This is a genomic window from Methanococcoides sp. NM1 (genome assembly GCF_900774285.1).
Taxonomy (GTDB): domain Archaea; phylum Halobacteriota; class Methanosarcinia; order Methanosarcinales; family Methanosarcinaceae; genus Methanococcoides; species Methanococcoides vulcani.
Map to the genome: position 1 here is coordinate 66,133 of NZ_CAAGTW010000005.1, position 17,154 is coordinate 83,286.

At 43.8% G+C, this 17,154-nt stretch carries 17 protein-coding genes and 1 pseudogene; 16 read left to right on the forward strand and 2 right to left on the reverse strand.

Annotated features, from left to right (window positions below):
* Positions 1-216 precede the first annotated feature (216 nt).
* The 11 genes from E7X56_RS06255 to E7X56_RS06305 all read left to right on the forward strand — a co-directional run bounded on the left by E7X56_RS06255 (position 217) and on the right by E7X56_RS06305 (position 8,968).
* Complete coding sequence (locus E7X56_RS06255; protein WP_135605904.1) at positions 217-618, forward strand: hypothetical protein; 402 nt, start codon at positions 217-219, stop codon at positions 616-618.
* 12 nt (positions 619-630) lie between these two features.
* Positions 631-2,106 (forward strand): methanogenesis multiheme c-type cytochrome, encoded by a 1,476-nt coding sequence (gene mmcA, locus E7X56_RS06260; protein ID WP_135605906.1) that lies wholly within the window; start codon positions 631-633, stop codon positions 2,104-2,106.
* Between the two features lie 13 nt (positions 2,107-2,119).
* Entirely contained in the window at positions 2,120-3,478 is a 1,359-nt protein-coding gene (gene rnfC / locus E7X56_RS06265) for an Rnf electron transport complex subunit RnfC (protein ID WP_135605908.1), read from the forward strand.
* A gap of 1 nt (position 3,479) precedes the next feature.
* Positions 3,480-4,409: an Rnf electron transport complex subunit RnfD gene (gene rnfD / locus E7X56_RS06270; protein ID WP_135605910.1), complete on the forward strand. Its 930-nt coding sequence runs from the start codon at positions 3,480-3,482 to the stop codon at positions 4,407-4,409.
* On the forward strand, positions 4,402-4,974 hold the full coding sequence (gene rnfG / locus E7X56_RS06275; RefSeq protein ID WP_135605912.1) for an Rnf electron transport complex subunit RnfG: 573 nt from the start codon (positions 4,402-4,404) through the stop codon (positions 4,972-4,974). The genes rnfD and rnfG overlap by 8 nt, the downstream gene beginning before the upstream one ends.
* An 11-nt stretch (positions 4,975-4,985) precedes the next feature.
* A complete protein-coding gene (rnfE, locus tag E7X56_RS06280; RefSeq protein WP_135605914.1) occupies positions 4,986-5,597 on the forward strand; it encodes an Rnf electron transport complex subunit RnfE in 612 nt (203 codons plus the stop codon).
* 1 nt (position 5,598) lies between these two features.
* Positions 5,599-6,189 (forward strand): Rnf electron transport complex subunit RnfA, encoded by a 591-nt coding sequence (rnfA, locus tag E7X56_RS06285; RefSeq protein WP_135605916.1) that lies wholly within the window; start codon positions 5,599-5,601, stop codon positions 6,187-6,189.
* Positions 6,186-6,983 (forward strand): Rnf electron transport complex subunit RnfB, encoded by a 798-nt coding sequence (rnfB, locus tag E7X56_RS06290; protein ID WP_135605918.1) that lies wholly within the window; start codon positions 6,186-6,188, stop codon positions 6,981-6,983. Before rnfA ends, rnfB begins: the two co-directional genes overlap by 4 nt.
* A gap of 16 nt (positions 6,984-6,999) precedes the next feature.
* Entirely contained in the window at positions 7,000-7,332 is a 333-nt protein-coding gene (locus tag E7X56_RS06295) for a DUF4870 domain-containing protein (protein ID WP_135605920.1), read from the forward strand.
* Positions 7,333-7,482: 150 nt separating this feature from the next.
* Positions 7,483-8,457: a replication factor C small subunit gene (locus E7X56_RS06300; protein ID WP_135605922.1), complete on the forward strand. Its 975-nt coding sequence runs from the start codon at positions 7,483-7,485 to the stop codon at positions 8,455-8,457.
* A 4-nt stretch (positions 8,458-8,461) separates the two neighbouring features.
* A complete protein-coding gene (locus tag E7X56_RS06305) occupies positions 8,462-8,968 on the forward strand; it encodes a small multi-drug export protein (RefSeq protein ID WP_135605924.1) in 507 nt (168 codons plus the stop codon).
* A gap of 15 nt (positions 8,969-8,983) precedes the next feature.
* Here the strand turns inward: E7X56_RS06305 and E7X56_RS06310 are convergent, their stop codons facing one another.
* Entirely contained in the window at positions 8,984-9,205 is a 222-nt protein-coding gene (locus tag E7X56_RS06310) for a histone family protein (RefSeq protein WP_135605926.1), read from the reverse strand.
* A gap of 210 nt (positions 9,206-9,415) precedes the next feature.
* On the opposite strand from E7X56_RS06310, the gene E7X56_RS06315 reads away from it, so the two are divergent.
* Both E7X56_RS06315 and E7X56_RS06320 read left to right on the forward strand, forming a co-directional pair.
* Entirely contained in the window at positions 9,416-10,717 is a 1,302-nt protein-coding gene (locus E7X56_RS06315) for a Single-stranded DNA binding protein (RefSeq protein ID WP_135605928.1), read from the forward strand.
* A gap of 5 nt (positions 10,718-10,722) precedes the next feature.
* The gene (locus E7X56_RS06320) at positions 10,723-11,586 is read left to right on the forward strand and encodes an RPA family protein (protein WP_135605930.1); all 864 of its coding nucleotides are present in this window, start codon (positions 10,723-10,725) and stop codon (positions 11,584-11,586) included.
* Positions 11,587-11,642: 56 nt separating this feature from the next.
* Here the strand turns inward: E7X56_RS06320 and E7X56_RS06325 are convergent, their stop codons facing one another.
* Positions 11,643-11,957, reverse strand: coding sequence for a DUF6951 family protein (locus tag E7X56_RS06325; protein ID WP_135605932.1), 315 nt, complete (start codon positions 11,955-11,957; stop codon positions 11,643-11,645).
* 428 nt (positions 11,958-12,385) lie between these two features.
* Between E7X56_RS06325 and E7X56_RS06330 the strand changes: the two genes are divergently transcribed.
* From E7X56_RS06330 to mttB, 3 genes and pseudogenes are all read left to right on the forward strand, one after another.
* Positions 12,386-12,973 (forward strand): hypothetical protein, encoded by a 588-nt coding sequence (locus E7X56_RS06330; protein ID WP_135605934.1) that lies wholly within the window; start codon positions 12,386-12,388, stop codon positions 12,971-12,973.
* A 214-nt stretch (positions 12,974-13,187) separates the two neighbouring features.
* Positions 13,188-14,810 (forward strand): methylamine methyltransferase corrinoid protein reductive activase, encoded by a 1,623-nt coding sequence (locus E7X56_RS06335; RefSeq protein WP_135605936.1) that lies wholly within the window; start codon positions 13,188-13,190, stop codon positions 14,808-14,810.
* Between the two features lie 842 nt (positions 14,811-15,652).
* Positions 15,653-17,143, forward strand: a pseudogene (gene mttB, locus E7X56_RS06340) ([trimethylamine--corrinoid protein] Co-methyltransferase).
* Positions 17,144-17,154 lie beyond the last annotated feature (11 nt).

Consider the following 17,154-nt stretch of genomic DNA (forward strand, 5'->3'; position numbering starts at 1 on the left):
TTAAATTGTCCTCCTGCTCCTCATATAATACTGTGAATGAAATAGAAACTATAACGATTAATACTAGCAATAGAACTGTTTTTTTGTCCATGCTGTATGGATAGATATGCTTAATATTAAGCTTATTTCGAAACCTATAAATATTCACAATCAATGATTCTGGCAATTATATTAGTCGACGGATGTTAATTATTATTCATGATAGGACGTGTTTGTATGAGTGATTCTAGTGCAGGAATTGCATCGGGTGGGAATGCCGGTAAAGACAAGTATCTCGCTGTTGCAATTCATCAGATCATAGAAAAATATGGTTGGAAGGGGATAGAAAAACACTTTGGCGGCGATCATCACATGATCTACGTAAAGTCCGGTTCTCCATTGGACAAGGTAGAAGTGAAGGCACACAAGGTTGGAAATCGTCTTGATGTAAACTTTTTAGGCATAACGCCAAAGAAAGGTCTTTTGGATAAGATCTTTGATTTTAATGTAAGAGAGATCCCCAAGAGCTTTGAGCTGCACAAATACGTTTCTGATGATATGACTGTTCTGGAAGAGCAGCATATGACTACGATTATCGGCGTTGTCCTCAAGGAATTGGAGGACGTGGCAGAGGATTAAGAGGGGGATCATATGGCAAAATTAGAGGTAATATTATTGGCAGCCGCCATTTTCATCTTCGCATTTGCAGGCGTTTTCGCAAGCATGGGTTATAGTGGTAATGAAGCGATCGCTCATCACTATATGACCGAAGGAGAATGGTCGGACTCAAGTTGTGGAGGTTGTCACTTCACGGTATCTGATCATGTGGAGACCAACACCCATATTCAAAGAGATATCGATGAATGGGATCCACTGACAAACTTTGATATTGAGGTAGAGGGCGAAGACGAATGGGTCAAACTCTATGGTGCTTATCATCCTGGTGGCGGAGCACTGGAAGAGTATGGTGTAGATGTTGATTGTATGATCTGCCATGAGCAATATGGTAGGTATGATGTCGAAGCACGTGCTATGAAGTTCACTGAAGGGGATTTTGAAAATGCAAATGCAGCAGCAATGGTGGATGCAAATGTTGCAGTGCAGACCGATGCTATCAGAAAGTTCACTTATTTCTCCAATGCTGTTACTCCGCTTCCATTGTTATTGTTGTTCCACGACACTGTAAATGGAGCTCCTGTAAAAGAATCATGTTCAGACAATTGCCATGTGGCAAATATACCTACAACGGCTGTAATGTGGTCTTCGCCTGATTATGCAGACTATGATGTACACGCTGAGGTCAATTGTGTTGAGTGTCATGAGATATCACATTCAAGTCTTCTGCTAAAAACGGATGTTGAAGATATCCATGAATTAGAAGCCGAGGTCCGCAGCTGTGATGATGCAGACTGTCATGCAGGCATCTCACATGGACCTATCGTTGATGCTCACCTTGAGACCGTAGAATGCGAGTCATGTCACATTCCTGCGCTTCCGGGAGGGGAACTTCCAGGTGGAACTACCCTTGGATCCTTTGACTGGTCAAACGGTGAACGCGTTGACTCTTACAAGATGGAATCTATTATTCCTGTACTTGCATGGTCCAATGGCGTCGGTGAGGATGAACTGAACATCCCTGATGTAAAGGATGGTCCCGAGGTTAAACTTGCACCTTTCAATATCGTAACTGGTATCTGGTGGGATGAAGGTTTGAACCCTGAAGTTGCAGAGTCACCTGACACAAGCAAGGAGGTCGGTGACCCGATAGCTGTGTCATATGTGGAAGCTGCCGATTCAGACCAGGATGGCACGGTGACAGTCGATGAGATGAGAAGCTATGACGGAGATAATGACGGTGAAGCTGATTATCCGAATGCTGTGCTCAGGACCGTTGCGCTTTATTACAGGCTGAGCCACAACATCGCAGGTTCAGATGTGGGAATGGCAGATCCACTTGAATGTGCTGATTGCCATGGTTCAACTGCAACAGCAATTGACTGGGAACTGATCGGTTATGATTCCGATCCGGCACAGACCGATCCGCCAACAGATTTCACATTAAAGACGATCGATGTGACCATACCGGGAGCAAAACCTCCTGAAGTTGACAGGGAGCCTGCGTTCTAAGGAGTTGGTGTTTGTGACAAAGGTCAATATTATGAAAAATATGCCTGAGAAGGTAATTATTCCTTTAAAGCAGCATGATGGTAGTATATGTGAACCACTTGTGAAGAAAGGGGATATGGTCTGTGAAGGGCAGAAGATCGGTGAATGCGGATCGTATGATTCCGCATCTGTCCATTCAAGCGTGTCCGGGGAAGTCGTCTCCATTGAGGAAGCTCCCCATCCAAGTGGCAATAAGGTGAACAGTGTTGTGATCCAGCCATCTGAAGATGCAGAATGCGTTGATTTTAAACCAAAGGATGTTTCGGTTTCTGAACTTGCGAATCTTATAAAGGACGCTGGTATCGTTGAGCATTATGGAACTCCTACCCATATGGTCCTAAAACCCGAGGGTAAAAATATCGATATCGTTCTGGTAAATGCTACTTCTTCAGAATGGATAGGCGGGCATTATGATACACCTTCCCAGTATTCATCACAGGTGCTTGATGCATTGAAATTATTGATGAAAGCAGCAGGTGCTTCCAGGGGTGCGATCGTTCTCAGGAATGATGACCTTGAATCCATCAGCGCGTTTGATGGATTGAACTTTGATGGAAAGAACATCACTGTTGCTCCATTGGTCGGCAAGAGGAAGGTCAAATACTACTTTAAAGATATGGCATCGGATATTGTGGTCGTATCACAGGACCACATATATGGAAGAAAGATTCTTGACCTTTTCACTTATAATGTGACCGGAAGGAAGGTTTCTTTCGGTTGTGACCCTACTGATGTCGGTGTTGCTATCTGCAGTGTAAAATCTGCAAAAGCACTTTACGATGCAGTGAATGCGGGAAAACCATATATCGAGACCGTAGTTTCAGTTTCCGGAAAAGTTAAAGATCCGCAGAAGATCCTTGTAAGGATAGGCACGCCTTTCAAAGATGTAATTGAAGCATGTGGTGGCTACATAGGTGAAGCTGGCAAGCTCATTGCAAATGGTGCGATCACAGGTGTGGCACAGTACACTGATGATGTACCGGTGAGCAAGACAACGACATCCATATTCGTCCAGTCGGTCGATGAGGTCGTAAGGGGTGAATCGGTTGCATGTATTCACTGTGCAAGATGTGTTGATGTATGCCCTGTGAACCTTGTGCCAAGCAGGTTAACAGCACTTGCTGACCAGGGTCGTTTTGACGAGTGCCGTCAAATGCATATTATGAACTGTGTGGAATGTGGCAGATGTGCAGCTGTCTGTCCTTCAAAGATACACGTGTTGCAGCTTATAAGGTATGCAAAGAGCTCTATTGAAAAAGCATACGAGGACTTTGCTCCAAAAGAATCATCTACTAACCTTAAGTTAGGATGTGGCTGCAGTGGAGGCGAATAAGATGACATTTACGATTTCAGCTCCCCCTCACAAGAAAGAATCTATTACTTTTAACAAGCTGACCCTGGCTAAGATAATTGCTCTTATGCCTGTGGTCCTGCTGTCTGTATATCTATTTGGCCTTCCTGCACTAGGAATAGTCATTGCGAGCATTCTGGCAGCAGTTGTGACAGAGGTCGCAATACAGAAAGCATTTGATCAGAAGATAACAATTGCAGACGGAAGCGCCGTTCTGATCGGTTTAATGATCGCGATGGTGGTCCCGCCGGAAGTTCCATTGTGGATGCCGATGATCGGTTCTGTCTTTGCGATCGGAATTGGCAAGCATGCTTTTGGTGGAATCGGGTCCTATGTGTTCAACCCGGTCCTTGCTGCATGGGTATTCCTTAGTCTTGCATGGGGTTCAATAATGGCTCCGGCATCCTATCCGCAGACGACGGCTTTGTCCGATCTGGTACTGGAAACCGGTGCAGGTGTAATGGCAGGAGTATCTCCGCTTGCATTGTTGCTGGCAGGTTGCATACTCATATTACTTCGGTATGTGGAATGGAGAATTCCAGTTTCCTTCTTCGTGACCACAATTTTGCTTGCAGTGCTGTTGGGTGACAGTTTATCATACGTTATTCTTGGTGTTGTCCTGTTTGGAGTACTGTTCCTGGCAACCGACACTTCAACTTCTCCTGTAACAAAGAACGGTCGTGTGATCTACGGGATCGTTTGTGGTGTTCTGGTCGTAGTATATGGCCATTTTGCAAATTACATTGATGCGACCTTCTATGGTCTGTTCCTTGCAAACTGTGTTTCAGCATTGATCGATAACAACACACTTCCGGGATCTTATGGTTCAGAGACCTATCTGCAGCGCAAGTACAAGCGTATCCTTTCAAAGGTCCCTTTCAAGGACCGTCTGGAGGTGTTATTAGATGACTGATTCAAACAAGGATGTAATAGTTATCATAGGTAAGCTGGTTCTGATCTCGGTGATCGCTTCAGCACTTCTGGCTATAACATATGTGCCTACAAGTGAACAATTAAAGAAGAACTATGAAGAAGCGAGAACTGTAACGCTTGCTGAGCTAATGCCTCAGGCAGCAGATTTTGAGGCAGTGTACGGTGATGAGATCATTAATGATGAGGGTGACAGGGAAATATTATACTACCGTGCAAAAGATAGTTCCGGCAATCTTATCGGATATGCGTTCTTCAGGGAACAAGCCGGAGCACAGGGATTATTGGTAATTGCAGGTGGTGTTGATGCTTCATTTAATGAGATAAGTGGAATGAGTGTCATGTCCCACTCCGAAACTCCCGGATTAGGTTCCAAGATCACTGAACCAGCTTTCAAGGATCAGTTCAAGAACGTGAAAGTAGCAGACCTGAGTTTGTCAAAGTCTGGTGGCGCAATTGATTCTATTACCGGTGCCACGATATCATCTCAGGCAGTAGTAGATGCCCTGAGTTCCCAGGTTGAAGTGATACAGGGAGCAGAGGCTTAAAAGGTGATATTATGAATGCTTTAAGTGAATTTATTCGTGGAATTACAAAAGATAACCCTATATTTGGTCTGGTATTGGGTCTTTGTCCTACATTGGCAGTTACCACGTCTATTGAAAATGCTATTGGTATGTCGGCCGGAACAGCTTTCGTACTTATCTGTTCCAACCTGATGGTCTCAGGTCTGAGGAAGCAGATCCCTGCTTCTGTGAGATTGCCAATATTTATTTTGATAATAGCAACGTTCGTTTCGATCGTAGAGATGGTAATGAAAGCTTATTTCCCGCCAATGTATGCGGCATTGGGTGTCTTCATTCCTCTTATTGTTGTCAACTGTATCATCATCGGACGTGCAGAGGCATATGCTAATAAGAACAACATGTTCGATTCGCTCATTGATGCATTGGGTTCATCAACTGGTTTCCTTCTTGTTCTTGTGCTTATTGGAGGTATCAGGGAACTTCTGGGAACAGGTCAGATCGTGACCTTTGGTGTGCAGATCATCCAGATCCCTATTAATCCAATCACTTTCATGATTCTGTCACCAGGGGCTTTCCTTACAATAGGTGTTTTGATGGCAATAGTCAATTATAGAAGAGCAAAGAAGCTCGCAAGAGGTGGCTAAAATGGCAGCTGATGTCAGTCTTTTCCAGATTTTCATGGATGGTGTGTTCATAAAGAACTTCCTGATCATCCAGTTCCTTGGTCTCTGTTCATTCGTGGGTGTTACCAAGGATACAAAGAGCGCTGCAGGAATGTCAGGTGCTGTTATTTTTGTAATGGCACTGGCCGCAACTGTATCCTATCTCATATACGCTTTCGTATTGATACCGTTAAAGCTCGAGTTCCTTAGCCTGATCAGTTTCATTGTAGTGATCGCAGCTCTTGTACAGCTCGTGGAGTTCGTTGTCAGGAAGAATGTTCCTTCATTATACCGTTCACTTGGTATCTATCTCCCGCTTATTACAACCAATTGTGCAGTTCTTGGTGTTGTGTTGCTCAATGTCCTGAATGAATACTCTTTCATACAGAGTGTTGTGTTCGGAGTTGCAGCAGGTATCGGTTACGCCATAGTCATGTTAATGATGTCCGGTATCAGGGAGCGTAGTACTCTTGTTAGTGTTCCGTCTTCGGTTCGTGGTCTTCCTCAGGCTTTCTTCATCGCAACAATGCTCTCAATGGCATTTGTTAACTACTTCGGAGTGATCCCATTATGAGCCTGGCCACTTTACTTATCCAGGCAATGGCAACACTTGGTGGGCTTGGTCTTGTGATCGGTATCATGCTGATCGCAGCATCAAAGTTGTTCAAAGTGGAGACCAATCCTCTTGTTGAAGAGGTCGTAGAGGTTCTTCCAGGTGCTAACTGTGGTGCCTGTGGGTTTGCAGGATGTGCAGACTTTGCAGAACGTGTTGTGAATGAGAATGCTCCTCTTGACGGCTGTCCTGTAGGAGGGTTTGAGACTGTAAAGGAGATCGGTGGAATTCTCGGACAGGAAGTTTCAGAGGCAGAGAAAGAGTATCCATACCTCAGGTGTAATGGTGGCATCCACTGTGTTGACAGGTTCGATTACGTAGGTATCGAGGATTGTACTGCTGTGATCATGCTCTCTGACGGTGAGAAGGGCTGTAATTACGGATGTATGGGTCGCGGAACATGTGTGCGTGCATGCCCGTTCGATGCTATTACGATCGGCGAGGACCGTCTTCCTATTGTGAACAAGAACCTCTGTAAAAGCTGTGGTCTTTGTATTGAGGCATGTCCCAACGAGGTGCTCATGTTCGCAAAGGATTCCGAGAAGGTTCATGTCCAGTGTAATTCTCATGACAAAGGTAAGGCTGTAAAGGCAGTCTGTGAAGTCGGATGTATCGGCTGTAAGATATGTGAGAAGAACTGTCCGGAAGACGCTATCACAGTAACGAAGTTTCTTGCAGAGATCGATCAGGATAAATGTACTGCCTGTGGGATCTGTGTTGAGAAATGCCCGCAGAAATGCATTGAAATAAAGTAAGGAGTGGAGTGATTATATGACATACAAGACTTCCATTGGACTTAATGAGAACATTGTAGGGATATTGTGCTATCTGGGATTCTGGATGACTGGTGTTCTTTTCCTCTTTATTGAGAAAGAGAACAAGTTTGTTCGTTTCCACGCAATCCAGTCAGCAATGGTCTTTATGATCCTGACAGCGATCGTCTTCCTGGTCGCATGGATTCCATACGTCGGCTGGTTGCTTGCTGATTTCGGAGGATTCTTTTCTCTCTTCATCTGGCTTTCTTTCATGTTCATTGCCTGGAGGGGATCAAAGGTCAAGGTTCCGGTGATCGGCAAGATCGCTTACAACTATGTATATAAGTGAGTCCGGATCATTCCGTTCTCATCCTTAAGGGATCATGTATCCGGGAAACATGACCCTTATATTCCATTTTCTTTTTCCTGTCACGTCACGAAAGATTAAAAAGTAAAATCAACCTTATTCTTCCTGCATCGATATCATAGATTATCAGTTATGACTGGAGGGTTCGAAATAAAAGAAGAGATATGGATCGAGAAATACAGGCCTTTTAAGCTTGAAGACATTGTGGGTCAAAAGGAAACTACAGAAAGGCTGATCTCATACGTAAAGAGCGGTAATCTTCCTCACTTGTTGTTCTCAGGTCCTCCTGGGGTTGGAAAGACCGCAACTGCTGTGTCCATTGCAAGGGAATTGTTCGGGGATGGCTGGCGCGAGAACTTCACGGAACTCAATGCGTCAGATGAGCGCGGTATCGATGTTGTGAGAACGAAGATAAAGAACTTCGCGAAGACATCTCCTATTGGAGGTGCCGATTTCAAGATAATTTTCCTTGATGAAGCAGATGCTTTGACATCCGATGCACAGTCTGCACTGCGCCGTACAATGGAACGCTATACCAGTAACTGTCGCTTTATCCTGTCCTGCAATTACTCTTCAAAGATAATCGAACCTATCCAGTCAAGATGTGCTGTTTACCGATTCCGCCACCTTACTGAAGATTCTGTAGCTGAAAGGTGCGGGCATATTGCAGAAAAGGAAGGTCTTTCAATTGCCGATGATGGTATGGAAGCATTGAAGTATGTTGCCCAGGGTGACATGAGAAAAGCAATAAATGCACTTCAGGCAGCAGCTCTTTTTGATAAGACGATCCACAAGGATGCTATATACAGGATAACTGCAACAGCTCACCCGGAAGATATCATGGAACTCCTCAAGACTGCACTATCCGGCAATTTTGTACTGGCACGCAAGAAACTTGATACTTTGATGCTGGAAAAAGGTCTTTCAGGAGAAGATGTCGTCGGGCAGATATATCGCGCTATCTTTGACATGGAAGTATCCGGCCAGCGTATGGTTGATCTTATGGATATGATAGGGGAAGTTGATTTCAGGCTTACCGAAGGTGCTAACGAAAGAATACAGCTTGATGCTTTACTGGCACATTTTGCGCTGACAAAGGAGCAATAAGGCAATGCCATTCGAAGAGCAATTGCTGGATGCACTCGTAAGCGTTCCCTCATGGCTGGCAACGGTAGTTCTCAGTGCATTGCCGGTCTCAGAGCTTCGTGGTGCGATCCCTATTGCTATCGGGATCTATGGCATTGATCCGATAGATGCCTATTTGCTTGCAATTGTAGGAAATATGCTCCCGGTGATCCCTCTTTTACTTTTTTTGGATCCTGTATCTTCTTTCCTCAGACAGTTCAGGATAGGGGATTCTTTCTTCACCTGGCTTTTTACAAGGACCCGTCAAAAGCATTCTCAGAATATGGAACGCTATGGCACACTCGCACTTACGCTGTTCGTGGCAATTCCATTACCGGTTACAGGTGCATGGACTGGCTGTGCAGCTGCTTTTGTGTTTGGTATAAAGTTCAGGCATGCCATGATGGCGATCGCAGCAGGTGTTATGATCTCAGGTATTGTGGTAACGTTGTTGACCCTTGCAGGAATGGGTGCTATTGACCTGTTAAATTAAAAAAGGAATATGACATTAGTCACGGGGCTTTGTGAGCATGTCATAGGCAAGCTTTATATCTTCAGCCTTTACAGTTTTTCTTCCTGCATGGTTTGCATAGATTATAGCTTCCTTTGATATTTTTACACCGTAATCTTCCAGTATCTCTAAAAGGGCAGATGCTGCAGATTCGCTGACCCTTTCTGAGTCTGCGCTGCGAATTAAACGTTCTACAGAAGCTAATGGTAGTATGGGCATTTTATTCAACCTCTTTTATCTCTTCTATATTTAATTAATTGTATTTATAGCCTTAATTTAGTCAAAAATCTATAAATATGTTTGTATGCTCTGAAAAAGCTACAGAAATGTATTTTTTTAAAAATCTCACTTTCTAATGATGCAGGTATATCTTATTTATGTGTGTATAGCTTAGATTATGTAAACATCTCATACGTGAGGGAAGACAGCATGGACAAGAAATTTGCGCCTCATATTGAAGAGCTAACAAAGGCGCTAGGAAATATAAGCAGATCAACTATAGAAGATGAACTGGAACTGTTGCTAAAGTACCGTGTACCTATAGATGAAGCAAAGAGATCTATTCTTAAGAAATTCCAAAACGATTCTCTGGTATCAAAAAAGGTAAAATATCTTGCCATCGGTGACAAAGGAATAGCTCTTGAGGTTCGTATTCTTAATATCAATGAAAAGAATGTTAATTTACGCGGTGATACTGCTACTATCTTTTCCGGTGCACTTGCTGATGAGACCGGATTATGCTCTTTCACATCATGGAAACCGATCTCACTGAATCCCGGGGATGCTATTAGGATCCGGAATGCCACTGTAAGGGCCTGGCATAACAGGGCGGAAGTTAGTATAGGGGATCGCTCGGAAGTGGAACTTCTTGAGGAAACATATCTTCCTGATATCTCAGAACTTTCAGTAACCCCTGTTAAAAAACTGGATGAGGTTGGCTATTCGGATATGTTCATAAGTTCAGTGGCGGCAGTCATTGAACTATATCACAGGGATGTTAATGTAAAAGGAAAAGATCTTACTATTATAGAAGGTGTAATGGCTGATGAGACCAGTCGCTTGCCTTTTGTTTCATGGTCTCTTCTCGATGGTGTTGATATCGGCACCATATTGCGTTTCGAGGATGCATCGGTTAGCATGTATAGGGGTGTACCTTCCATACATCTGAATGAATCGACCTCAGTTCATATTGTAGAGCCTGATGAACACCTGCCTTTCACTTTTGTATCAGTGAACCTGCCCCCAACACCATTGCCTATAGGAGAAGTTTTACAAAACGAAGGTATGTTCGATGTATCTGTGGAAGGGAACATTGTTTCTGTACGTCCGGGTTCCGGCGTGATCGCCCGCTGCCCGGAATGTAATCGTGTCATCATGAAGAACACCTGTCGCTCACATGGTGTGGTAGAAGGGATTCAGGACATGCGTATCAAGCTCATCCTCGATGATGGGACTGGTTCTCTTCTTGTTATGCTGAATCGGGAACTTTCCGAGATCGTTTATGGTAAAACACTTCAGGAGTCTGAGTCTCTTATGGGTAAGGCAATGTCTGCAAATGTTGTTTATGACGATATGAAAAGTATCCTTACGGGGCGTTATCTCGGTGTGCGTGGGAATACTTCGAAGATCGAGTATGGTGTTACATTCGTAGCAAAATCAGTGTGGGTTCCGTCTGAAGATCTTGATAAGCGGGTATCAGCTCTTCTGGAGCGACTTGAAGGGGTGGAGTGATCTTTATGGTGGAGCGTGAAATTGCACACAGGATATTTGCAAAAGAGTTGAACGATTCAAGTTCTACAATACATTCTACTATCGACGAGGCGATAAATTCAGAGGGCCATACTCCAAATTACCTTCTTACTCCAGTAGGAACAATGGTTAATCGTGTTTTCATTGTTGGTGTTATCACGGAGGTCGATAATGTAGGCACTGACACGGATACATGGAAAGCCCGTGTGGTTGATCCCTCAGGTGCTTTTACAATATATGCCGGCCAGTATCAGCTACAAGCAGCTATATTCCTCTCGTCTGTTGAAACTCCTGCATTCGTTTCCGTAGTGGGGAAGGTGCGTGTATATAAGCCGGATCCCGGAAGTCCGATCATATCCCTGAGGCCCGAAGAGATCCATCTGGCCGATGAAGGTATGCGCAACTGCTGGGTAATTGATACTGCAGAACTGACTCTTGACAGGGTGGATACTTTTTCAAAAATGTTGTCCTTATGCGAAAATGATCCTAATTCGTGCAGTTGCATGGAAAATATGGTTATTCCATCGAATTTATCGGAGGGCATCTGCCTGGCCATTGATAATTATGGTACTGATGCTGATTATCTGAATGAGCTGAGGTCCGTAGTTAAAAAGTGTATTGTTTCCATTGACCTTGCATCTTCTGCAGATGGCGATAAAGACCTGGATGTTGTCGTAATGGAATTGCTGGAAGAGCTTGATGAGGGGAAAGGTGTGGAGTATATGAACCTCCTTTCAGTTGCAAATTCCCGCAATATAAATGAAAAAGCAGTGGATTCAGCAGTCAGGTCTTTGCTTTCAAAAGGACAATGTTATGAGCCAAAGATCGGCATCATTAAGCCGATCTCATAACATTATTTTTATTTTGATAATGTCGGTCGGAGCGTATTATATCGATCGTTTACGGATCACTCGAACTCGATGCTAAGATCGCCTACATTTTTTGCAAGTTTTTCGGAGATAAGTCCCAGTTCAAGGTTGCATACATGGAGAACTCCGCATGGTACCAGGCATGTTGCGCAACAGTTTCCTTCCTGTGCTTTAGCAGTGACAATATTCTCTTTGATCCCAAAGAGCTGCATCATTGGCACTTCAAGCTCGGAAATGTTCTTGACCTTTGGACATTGGGTTTCTATCTTTACTTTAACGTTCTTCCCGTCCTTGGTTCCGTGTATTTTGTGTGTAAAACCACAAATTCTTGAATTCACTGTGATGTCTGTCATGTTGATCCTCTATATGGGTAATGAAAGCAATTAAAAGCAATATTTATCGTCATTTCGATGGGCTATTATCTACTATGGTAAACTTTGTATATAAGGGGTTTGTGAGGCATGTGCAAAACCGGGACATCTCGATCAATTTGAAATCATTTTATGCTTTGTGTTTTCAATTGAGGATTTCGATTAACCCTAAAATTCAAGCAGTTGCTTATAATTCATACATTAAGCGATTACCTGAAAATATAGGTTTATCGAAATACTCAATTATTTTTCTTCACTTAATTTTGTTACGTCTAATCACTTTGATTTTTTAAAGTGTATTCGATATACTTATATAAGCAAAGTGGAATAGGTAATTTCGCTATTGTATCTCTTCAAATTGCCTCTGTGATCATGTTAATTTGAACCTACAAGCAGGTATAGGGATTGTCATGGAAAAAGATGAGATTATCAAAACGGTACGAGACGGATTAGAATGTATGGTCGGTGTTGGTAAAACACTGGTACTTAATGAGGAGGACCGTAAGACCATAGCTCAACTTGAGGAAAAAGCAGACCAAATGACCTTGATGGGACTTGGCAGGGGTGACAATAAAGGTGTAAAGACCGTTCTTCAGCGTGATGTCATTATACCTTTCCAGACAACAATGGAGTATAAGTGGCCATGTGGGCCTAATGTGATCCTTATGCATGATGACAAGGTTGTTGGTGAGGACATTGATGATGCGGACAAAATAAAGTCACTGGAACAAAGCAGTGATTCCCTTGTGATCGGGAATATTGTAATATATGATAAATCGGTACTGACATCTCTTAATAGTAAGTCCGAGCCTCTCGTTGTGGTATTGCCTTCCAAACCCTGTAACGAGATCGAAGAGTTACCTCATGTCTGCAATGCGACCCTGGCATCACCTTCTCCGCCAACGGATGAGTATTTGAAGGAACTGATGGGTCTTGAAAGCGAACATGGTACTGGGAGCTTTCTTCTTGGGTTCGACATTGAGTGCGAATGTGAGTAATTAATTCCCTCTTAAATTCTTTTAGAATTTTGCTTTTTTTACTTTTTTATTTTCTTTTATGTATTATTCTTTTCCTCCTGTTATCGAATGTTAACACACGTTACGGGGTTTTGCATGGTTTATACAAAGCCCTTATATATCATTAACTTGTTTTTTTTAATGCATATGTCTATTTATTACTGAAATAAACTATTACAAGTCAGAGGTAATCAAAATGTATGGTATTGCATTGGATCTGGGAACAAGTGGTTTTCGTGCTCAATTGATCGATCTGGAAGCTAAGGAAGTCTTAAAGACTGCTATTACCATGAGGCACCCGCTTCCTGGTGGAAATGTAATGGATCATCTGGACTTTGCTATTCAGGTGGGTGCTGATCTTGCACACGAGATCATACTGGACACTGTTAGCAGGATATTTGATGAACTGGATGTGGACACTACTCTCATCAAGAGGCTTGCTGTGTGTGGTAATCCTATTCAGTTGTCTTTATTCCAGAATATAGAGATCAGGGACCTTGCCTATGCCGGTGAGAACAAACAAAAGAAACTTGGTGTTGAGAATGTTTCTCGTGATGCAAGGGTATTTCCTGCAAGCGAATTGTTCGAGGGCATCGTGGATCTTCCCAATTGTACCTTGATCGTGCCTCCTGCTATCAAACACGAGATCGGCGCAGATGCACTGGCTATGATGATCAAGACCGATTTCATGGACATGGAAGTCCCTTCGATGGTAACTGATTATGGTACAAATGCAGAAATGGCCATTAAAGTAGGTGACAAGATCATAACCGGAAGTGCTGCAGCCGGGCCGGCAATAGAAGGTCAGGGTATGAGCTGTGGTATGCTGGCAAGTCCCGGAGCTATCTCTGATGTTAATGTTGAAGGTGACTACTGGAGGGTCACGATCCTCGATGGGCTTATGAACGAGCGCAAAGGGCATTTGATAGATCCGCTTACCGGCGTGATCAAGGAATCTTCAGAAATTGTTGCAAAAGGTGTGACCGGTACAGGTGCTATTGCTGCACTTTCTCTGGCTATTGAAACTGGTATTATTACAAAGATCCCTGAGATACCAAATGGTAAACTTATACTTGGGGATAGAATTGAAATTACTGAGAAGGATATTGAAGAGGCAGGAAAGGCAATTGGTGCTATCAGGGCTGCACATCTGACACTTATGCTAGCAGCTGGTACTGAGTACAAGGACCTTGAGAATATGTATATGTCCGGTGCTACCGGTGCGTATGTAAATGCAGACAAGGCAAGAAAGTTGGGTTCATGTCCTAATTTCGCACACAATATTGTGCAATTTGGTAATACTTCAGTTGCTCTTGCAAGGGATCTTGTAATGGATGAGTCCAAGTTGGACGAGGTTATCGAGATCGCACAGAAGATCAAAGCAGATCACCTGATGATGGCTACAAGTGATGAATTCTCTAACATCTATGTTTGTGAGCTTTCCTACTGGACCCAGGGTATGCCTCTTGATATGTATAACCAGATGCTCGGCATGTACAATCTGCCCGAGCTTCCAGAGATGTTCATGAACCCGAGGATCGAAAAGAGGGTTGCAAAGGACATTGATGAGGTTGGAAAAGAAGGCTTGAAGATCGTCAGTGATCTTGGGATCTTTATTGAAGAGGAAGCGCCCGAGTGTATTCTTTGCCACAAGTGTGAGGAGGAATGTCCTGAGGATGCTATCACCATGATTGAACGTGATGGTAAGCTTTTTGCAAACTATAATAGTGAAAGGTGTCTTGGCACCAGTTGCAGGCGGTGTGTCTCGATCTGTCCGGTGTCTGCGATCCATTACAAGAACATTTCTATTAAGGAATGATCTGTGCCTTTCTATTGTGATGCACTATTTTCTGTCGCCCGGGAGTCAGGGCGGCGTTTCTTTTTGCTATTTAAGCCTTTTGCAAAAATGGTTTTCTTTTTTACCTAATACATGTCTTTTGAAAGATGGTGTTATACGCCAACGATCATCTTTAATATTATTATACTGTAAATTGGCACATGTGTATATTCCAGTTCTAGGGGCAACTTTTCTTGTGTTATTTTTTCCATATTCTTCATTTATTTATTATCGGGCTTTCATGTTTGTGTTTTTTAATTCAATCCGGCTATTTGTGTGCTATACAATTGGCGGGCAAATATGCTTGATTTGTCAGTATTATAAAAAAAAAGCAGGCTTCATATTCCCGAAAATTATCCTCATCCGGACATTGTATATGATATATTTTTTGATAACCAGACCAGTAAATATATATATGCGTGTTGAAAACAAGGTACTATCAGTTAAATCGAAAGTGTGTCTGACAACGGATGGTGGAACGACTCAGATAAACATCCTTTTGGCATGGATCTCTTGTAGATATTTGCCTGGGATGCAATGATGGATTTCCACAGGATGTTGCAATACGCCATATGAAATGCTGTATGATGGATCTGCATGTATTCCTACGGGATTGGCATTATGCTGCATGCATGAAACATTTTGCAGGGTTTCATTTCGAAACATTTAATGTTGGCATGACTGCATTCATTGGTTCGTCTGTGTGGCGATATGACCTTCATGGTCTGCTTTTGGATGCGATCTGTCAGTATTATGGTCAGTATCATTCGGTTAGGATGTGACCTGGCCTTACTAAAAAAACAAATAAAGGAGTTGTAAAGAAAATGGTAGAAGGTTTTTACCCAGCTAGATTCCCACTTCAGGGTGTACAGTTAGAGTTGTTCTCCGACGATGATATGAGAGCTATCCACTACGCTTCAATGGAAGTATTCCTTAACCCTGGTATCCAGGTATCTGACCCAGAAGCAAGGGCAATCTTCAAGGAAGCTGGTTGTGAAGTCGATGAGAAGACTCAGATCGTAAAGATTCCAGAGTTCCTTGTGAACAGGGCACTCATTGACGCACCATCAAGGTTCCTGCTTTATGGTCGTGACAAGAAGAAGACCGTCGACATGGTACACAAAGGTAAGGTCCACTACATACCTTTCGGTACCGGTGTCAAGATGTGTAACTACGTTTCACCAGGCAAGTACGAGACAATCGACTCTGTTGAGCAGGACATTACAGATACCGCAAAGGTCTGTGACTACCTCGATGAGTTCAGCTACTTCTCACTTACCGTTTCCGCAAGGGACTGGGCAGGAAAGGGAGCACAGGATGTCCACGAGACCCTCACACCTCTCGCAGGCACTACCAAACACTTCCACCACATCGACCCTGTCGGTGAGAACGTCGAGTACTACAAGGGAATTGTCGACGCATACTATGGTGGCGACTCTGAGGAAGCTCGCAAGAGGCCAATCATGTCCATGCTTCTCTGCCCAACCAGCCCACTCGAGCTCAGTGTCAACGCATGTCAGGTCATCATTAAAGGTGCACGCTTCGGTATGCCAGTGAACGTCCTGAGTATGGCAATGTCCGGTGCATCCTCTCCAGTATTCAGAGCAGGTACACTCGTTACACACAACGCAGAGATTCTCTCAGGTATCGTACTTGCGCAGCTCGTCCAGCCAGGCGCAGCAGTATTCTACGGTAGCTCAACCACAACCTTCGACCTGAGGAAAGGAACAGCTCCGGTCGGTGCACCAGAACTCGGCCTTATCAGCGCTGCAGTAGGTAAGATGGGTCAGTTCTATGGCCTCCCATCCTATGTTGCAGGTACCTAGTCAGATTCCAAGGTCCCAGATGTACAGGCAGGTCACGAGAAGACAATGACCACCCTGCTCCCAGCATTCGCCGGATGTAACACCATCTACGGTGGAGGTATGCTCGAGCTCGGTATGACATTCTCCCTTGAGCAGTTTGTAATCGATGCTGATATCATTAAGATGACAAGGTCCGCAATGCGCGGTGTCCCAGTATCAGACGAGACACTTGGTGTAACATCTATCCAGAAGATAGGAATCGGTAACAACTTCCTTGCACACAAGGACTCCAGGAACCACATCGGCCTCGTATCTGCTCCAGAGCTCATTGACAGGGACATGTTCGGAGACTGGGAAGCAGCAGGTTCCAAGGAACTTGCAACCGTCGCACACGAGAAGGTTGTTGACATCATGAAGAACCACGAGGTCAAGGCAATCGACACGGATCTCTTAGCAGACATGCAGGCTGTAGTGGACAAGGCAGATGCTGACTTCAGAGCCAGCATGTAAATTGGCCTATA

Bases quoted from the DNA above. Each gene is read 5' to 3' on its own strand.
- E7X56_RS06255 (WP_135605904.1), top strand. From the start codon at position 217: ATGAGTGATTCTAGTGCAGGAATTGCATCGGGTGGGAATGCCGGTAAA.
- mmcA (WP_135605906.1), top strand. From the start codon at position 631: ATGGCAAAATTAGAGGTAATATTATTGGCAGCCGCCATTTTCATCTTC.
- rnfD (WP_135605910.1), top strand. From the start codon at position 3,480: ATGACATTTACGATTTCAGCTCCCCCTCACAAGAAAGAATCTATTACT.
- rnfG (WP_135605912.1), top strand. From the start codon at position 4,402: ATGACTGATTCAAACAAGGATGTAATAGTTATCATAGGTAAGCTGGTT.
- rnfE (WP_135605914.1), top strand. From the start codon at position 4,986: ATGAATGCTTTAAGTGAATTTATTCGTGGAATTACAAAAGATAACCCT.
- rnfA (WP_135605916.1), top strand. From the start codon at position 5,599: ATGGCAGCTGATGTCAGTCTTTTCCAGATTTTCATGGATGGTGTGTTC.
- rnfB (WP_135605918.1), top strand. From the start codon at position 6,186: ATGAGCCTGGCCACTTTACTTATCCAGGCAATGGCAACACTTGGTGGG.
- E7X56_RS06295 (WP_135605920.1), top strand. From the start codon at position 7,000: ATGACATACAAGACTTCCATTGGACTTAATGAGAACATTGTAGGGATA.
- E7X56_RS06300 (WP_135605922.1), top strand. From the start codon at position 7,483: ATGACTGGAGGGTTCGAAATAAAAGAAGAGATATGGATCGAGAAATAC.
- E7X56_RS06305 (WP_135605924.1), top strand. From the start codon at position 8,462: ATGCCATTCGAAGAGCAATTGCTGGATGCACTCGTAAGCGTTCCCTCA.
- E7X56_RS06310 (WP_135605926.1), bottom strand. From the start codon at position 9,205: ATGCCCATACTACCATTAGCTTCTGTAGAACGTTTAATTCGCAGCGCA.
- E7X56_RS06315 (WP_135605928.1), top strand. From the start codon at position 9,416: ATGGACAAGAAATTTGCGCCTCATATTGAAGAGCTAACAAAGGCGCTA.
- E7X56_RS06320 (WP_135605930.1), top strand. From the start codon at position 10,723: ATGGTGGAGCGTGAAATTGCACACAGGATATTTGCAAAAGAGTTGAAC.
- E7X56_RS06325 (WP_135605932.1), bottom strand. From the start codon at position 11,957: ATGACAGACATCACAGTGAATTCAAGAATTTGTGGTTTTACACACAAA.
- E7X56_RS06330 (WP_135605934.1), top strand. From the start codon at position 12,386: ATGGAAAAAGATGAGATTATCAAAACGGTACGAGACGGATTAGAATGT.
- E7X56_RS06335 (WP_135605936.1), top strand. From the start codon at position 13,188: ATGTATGGTATTGCATTGGATCTGGGAACAAGTGGTTTTCGTGCTCAA.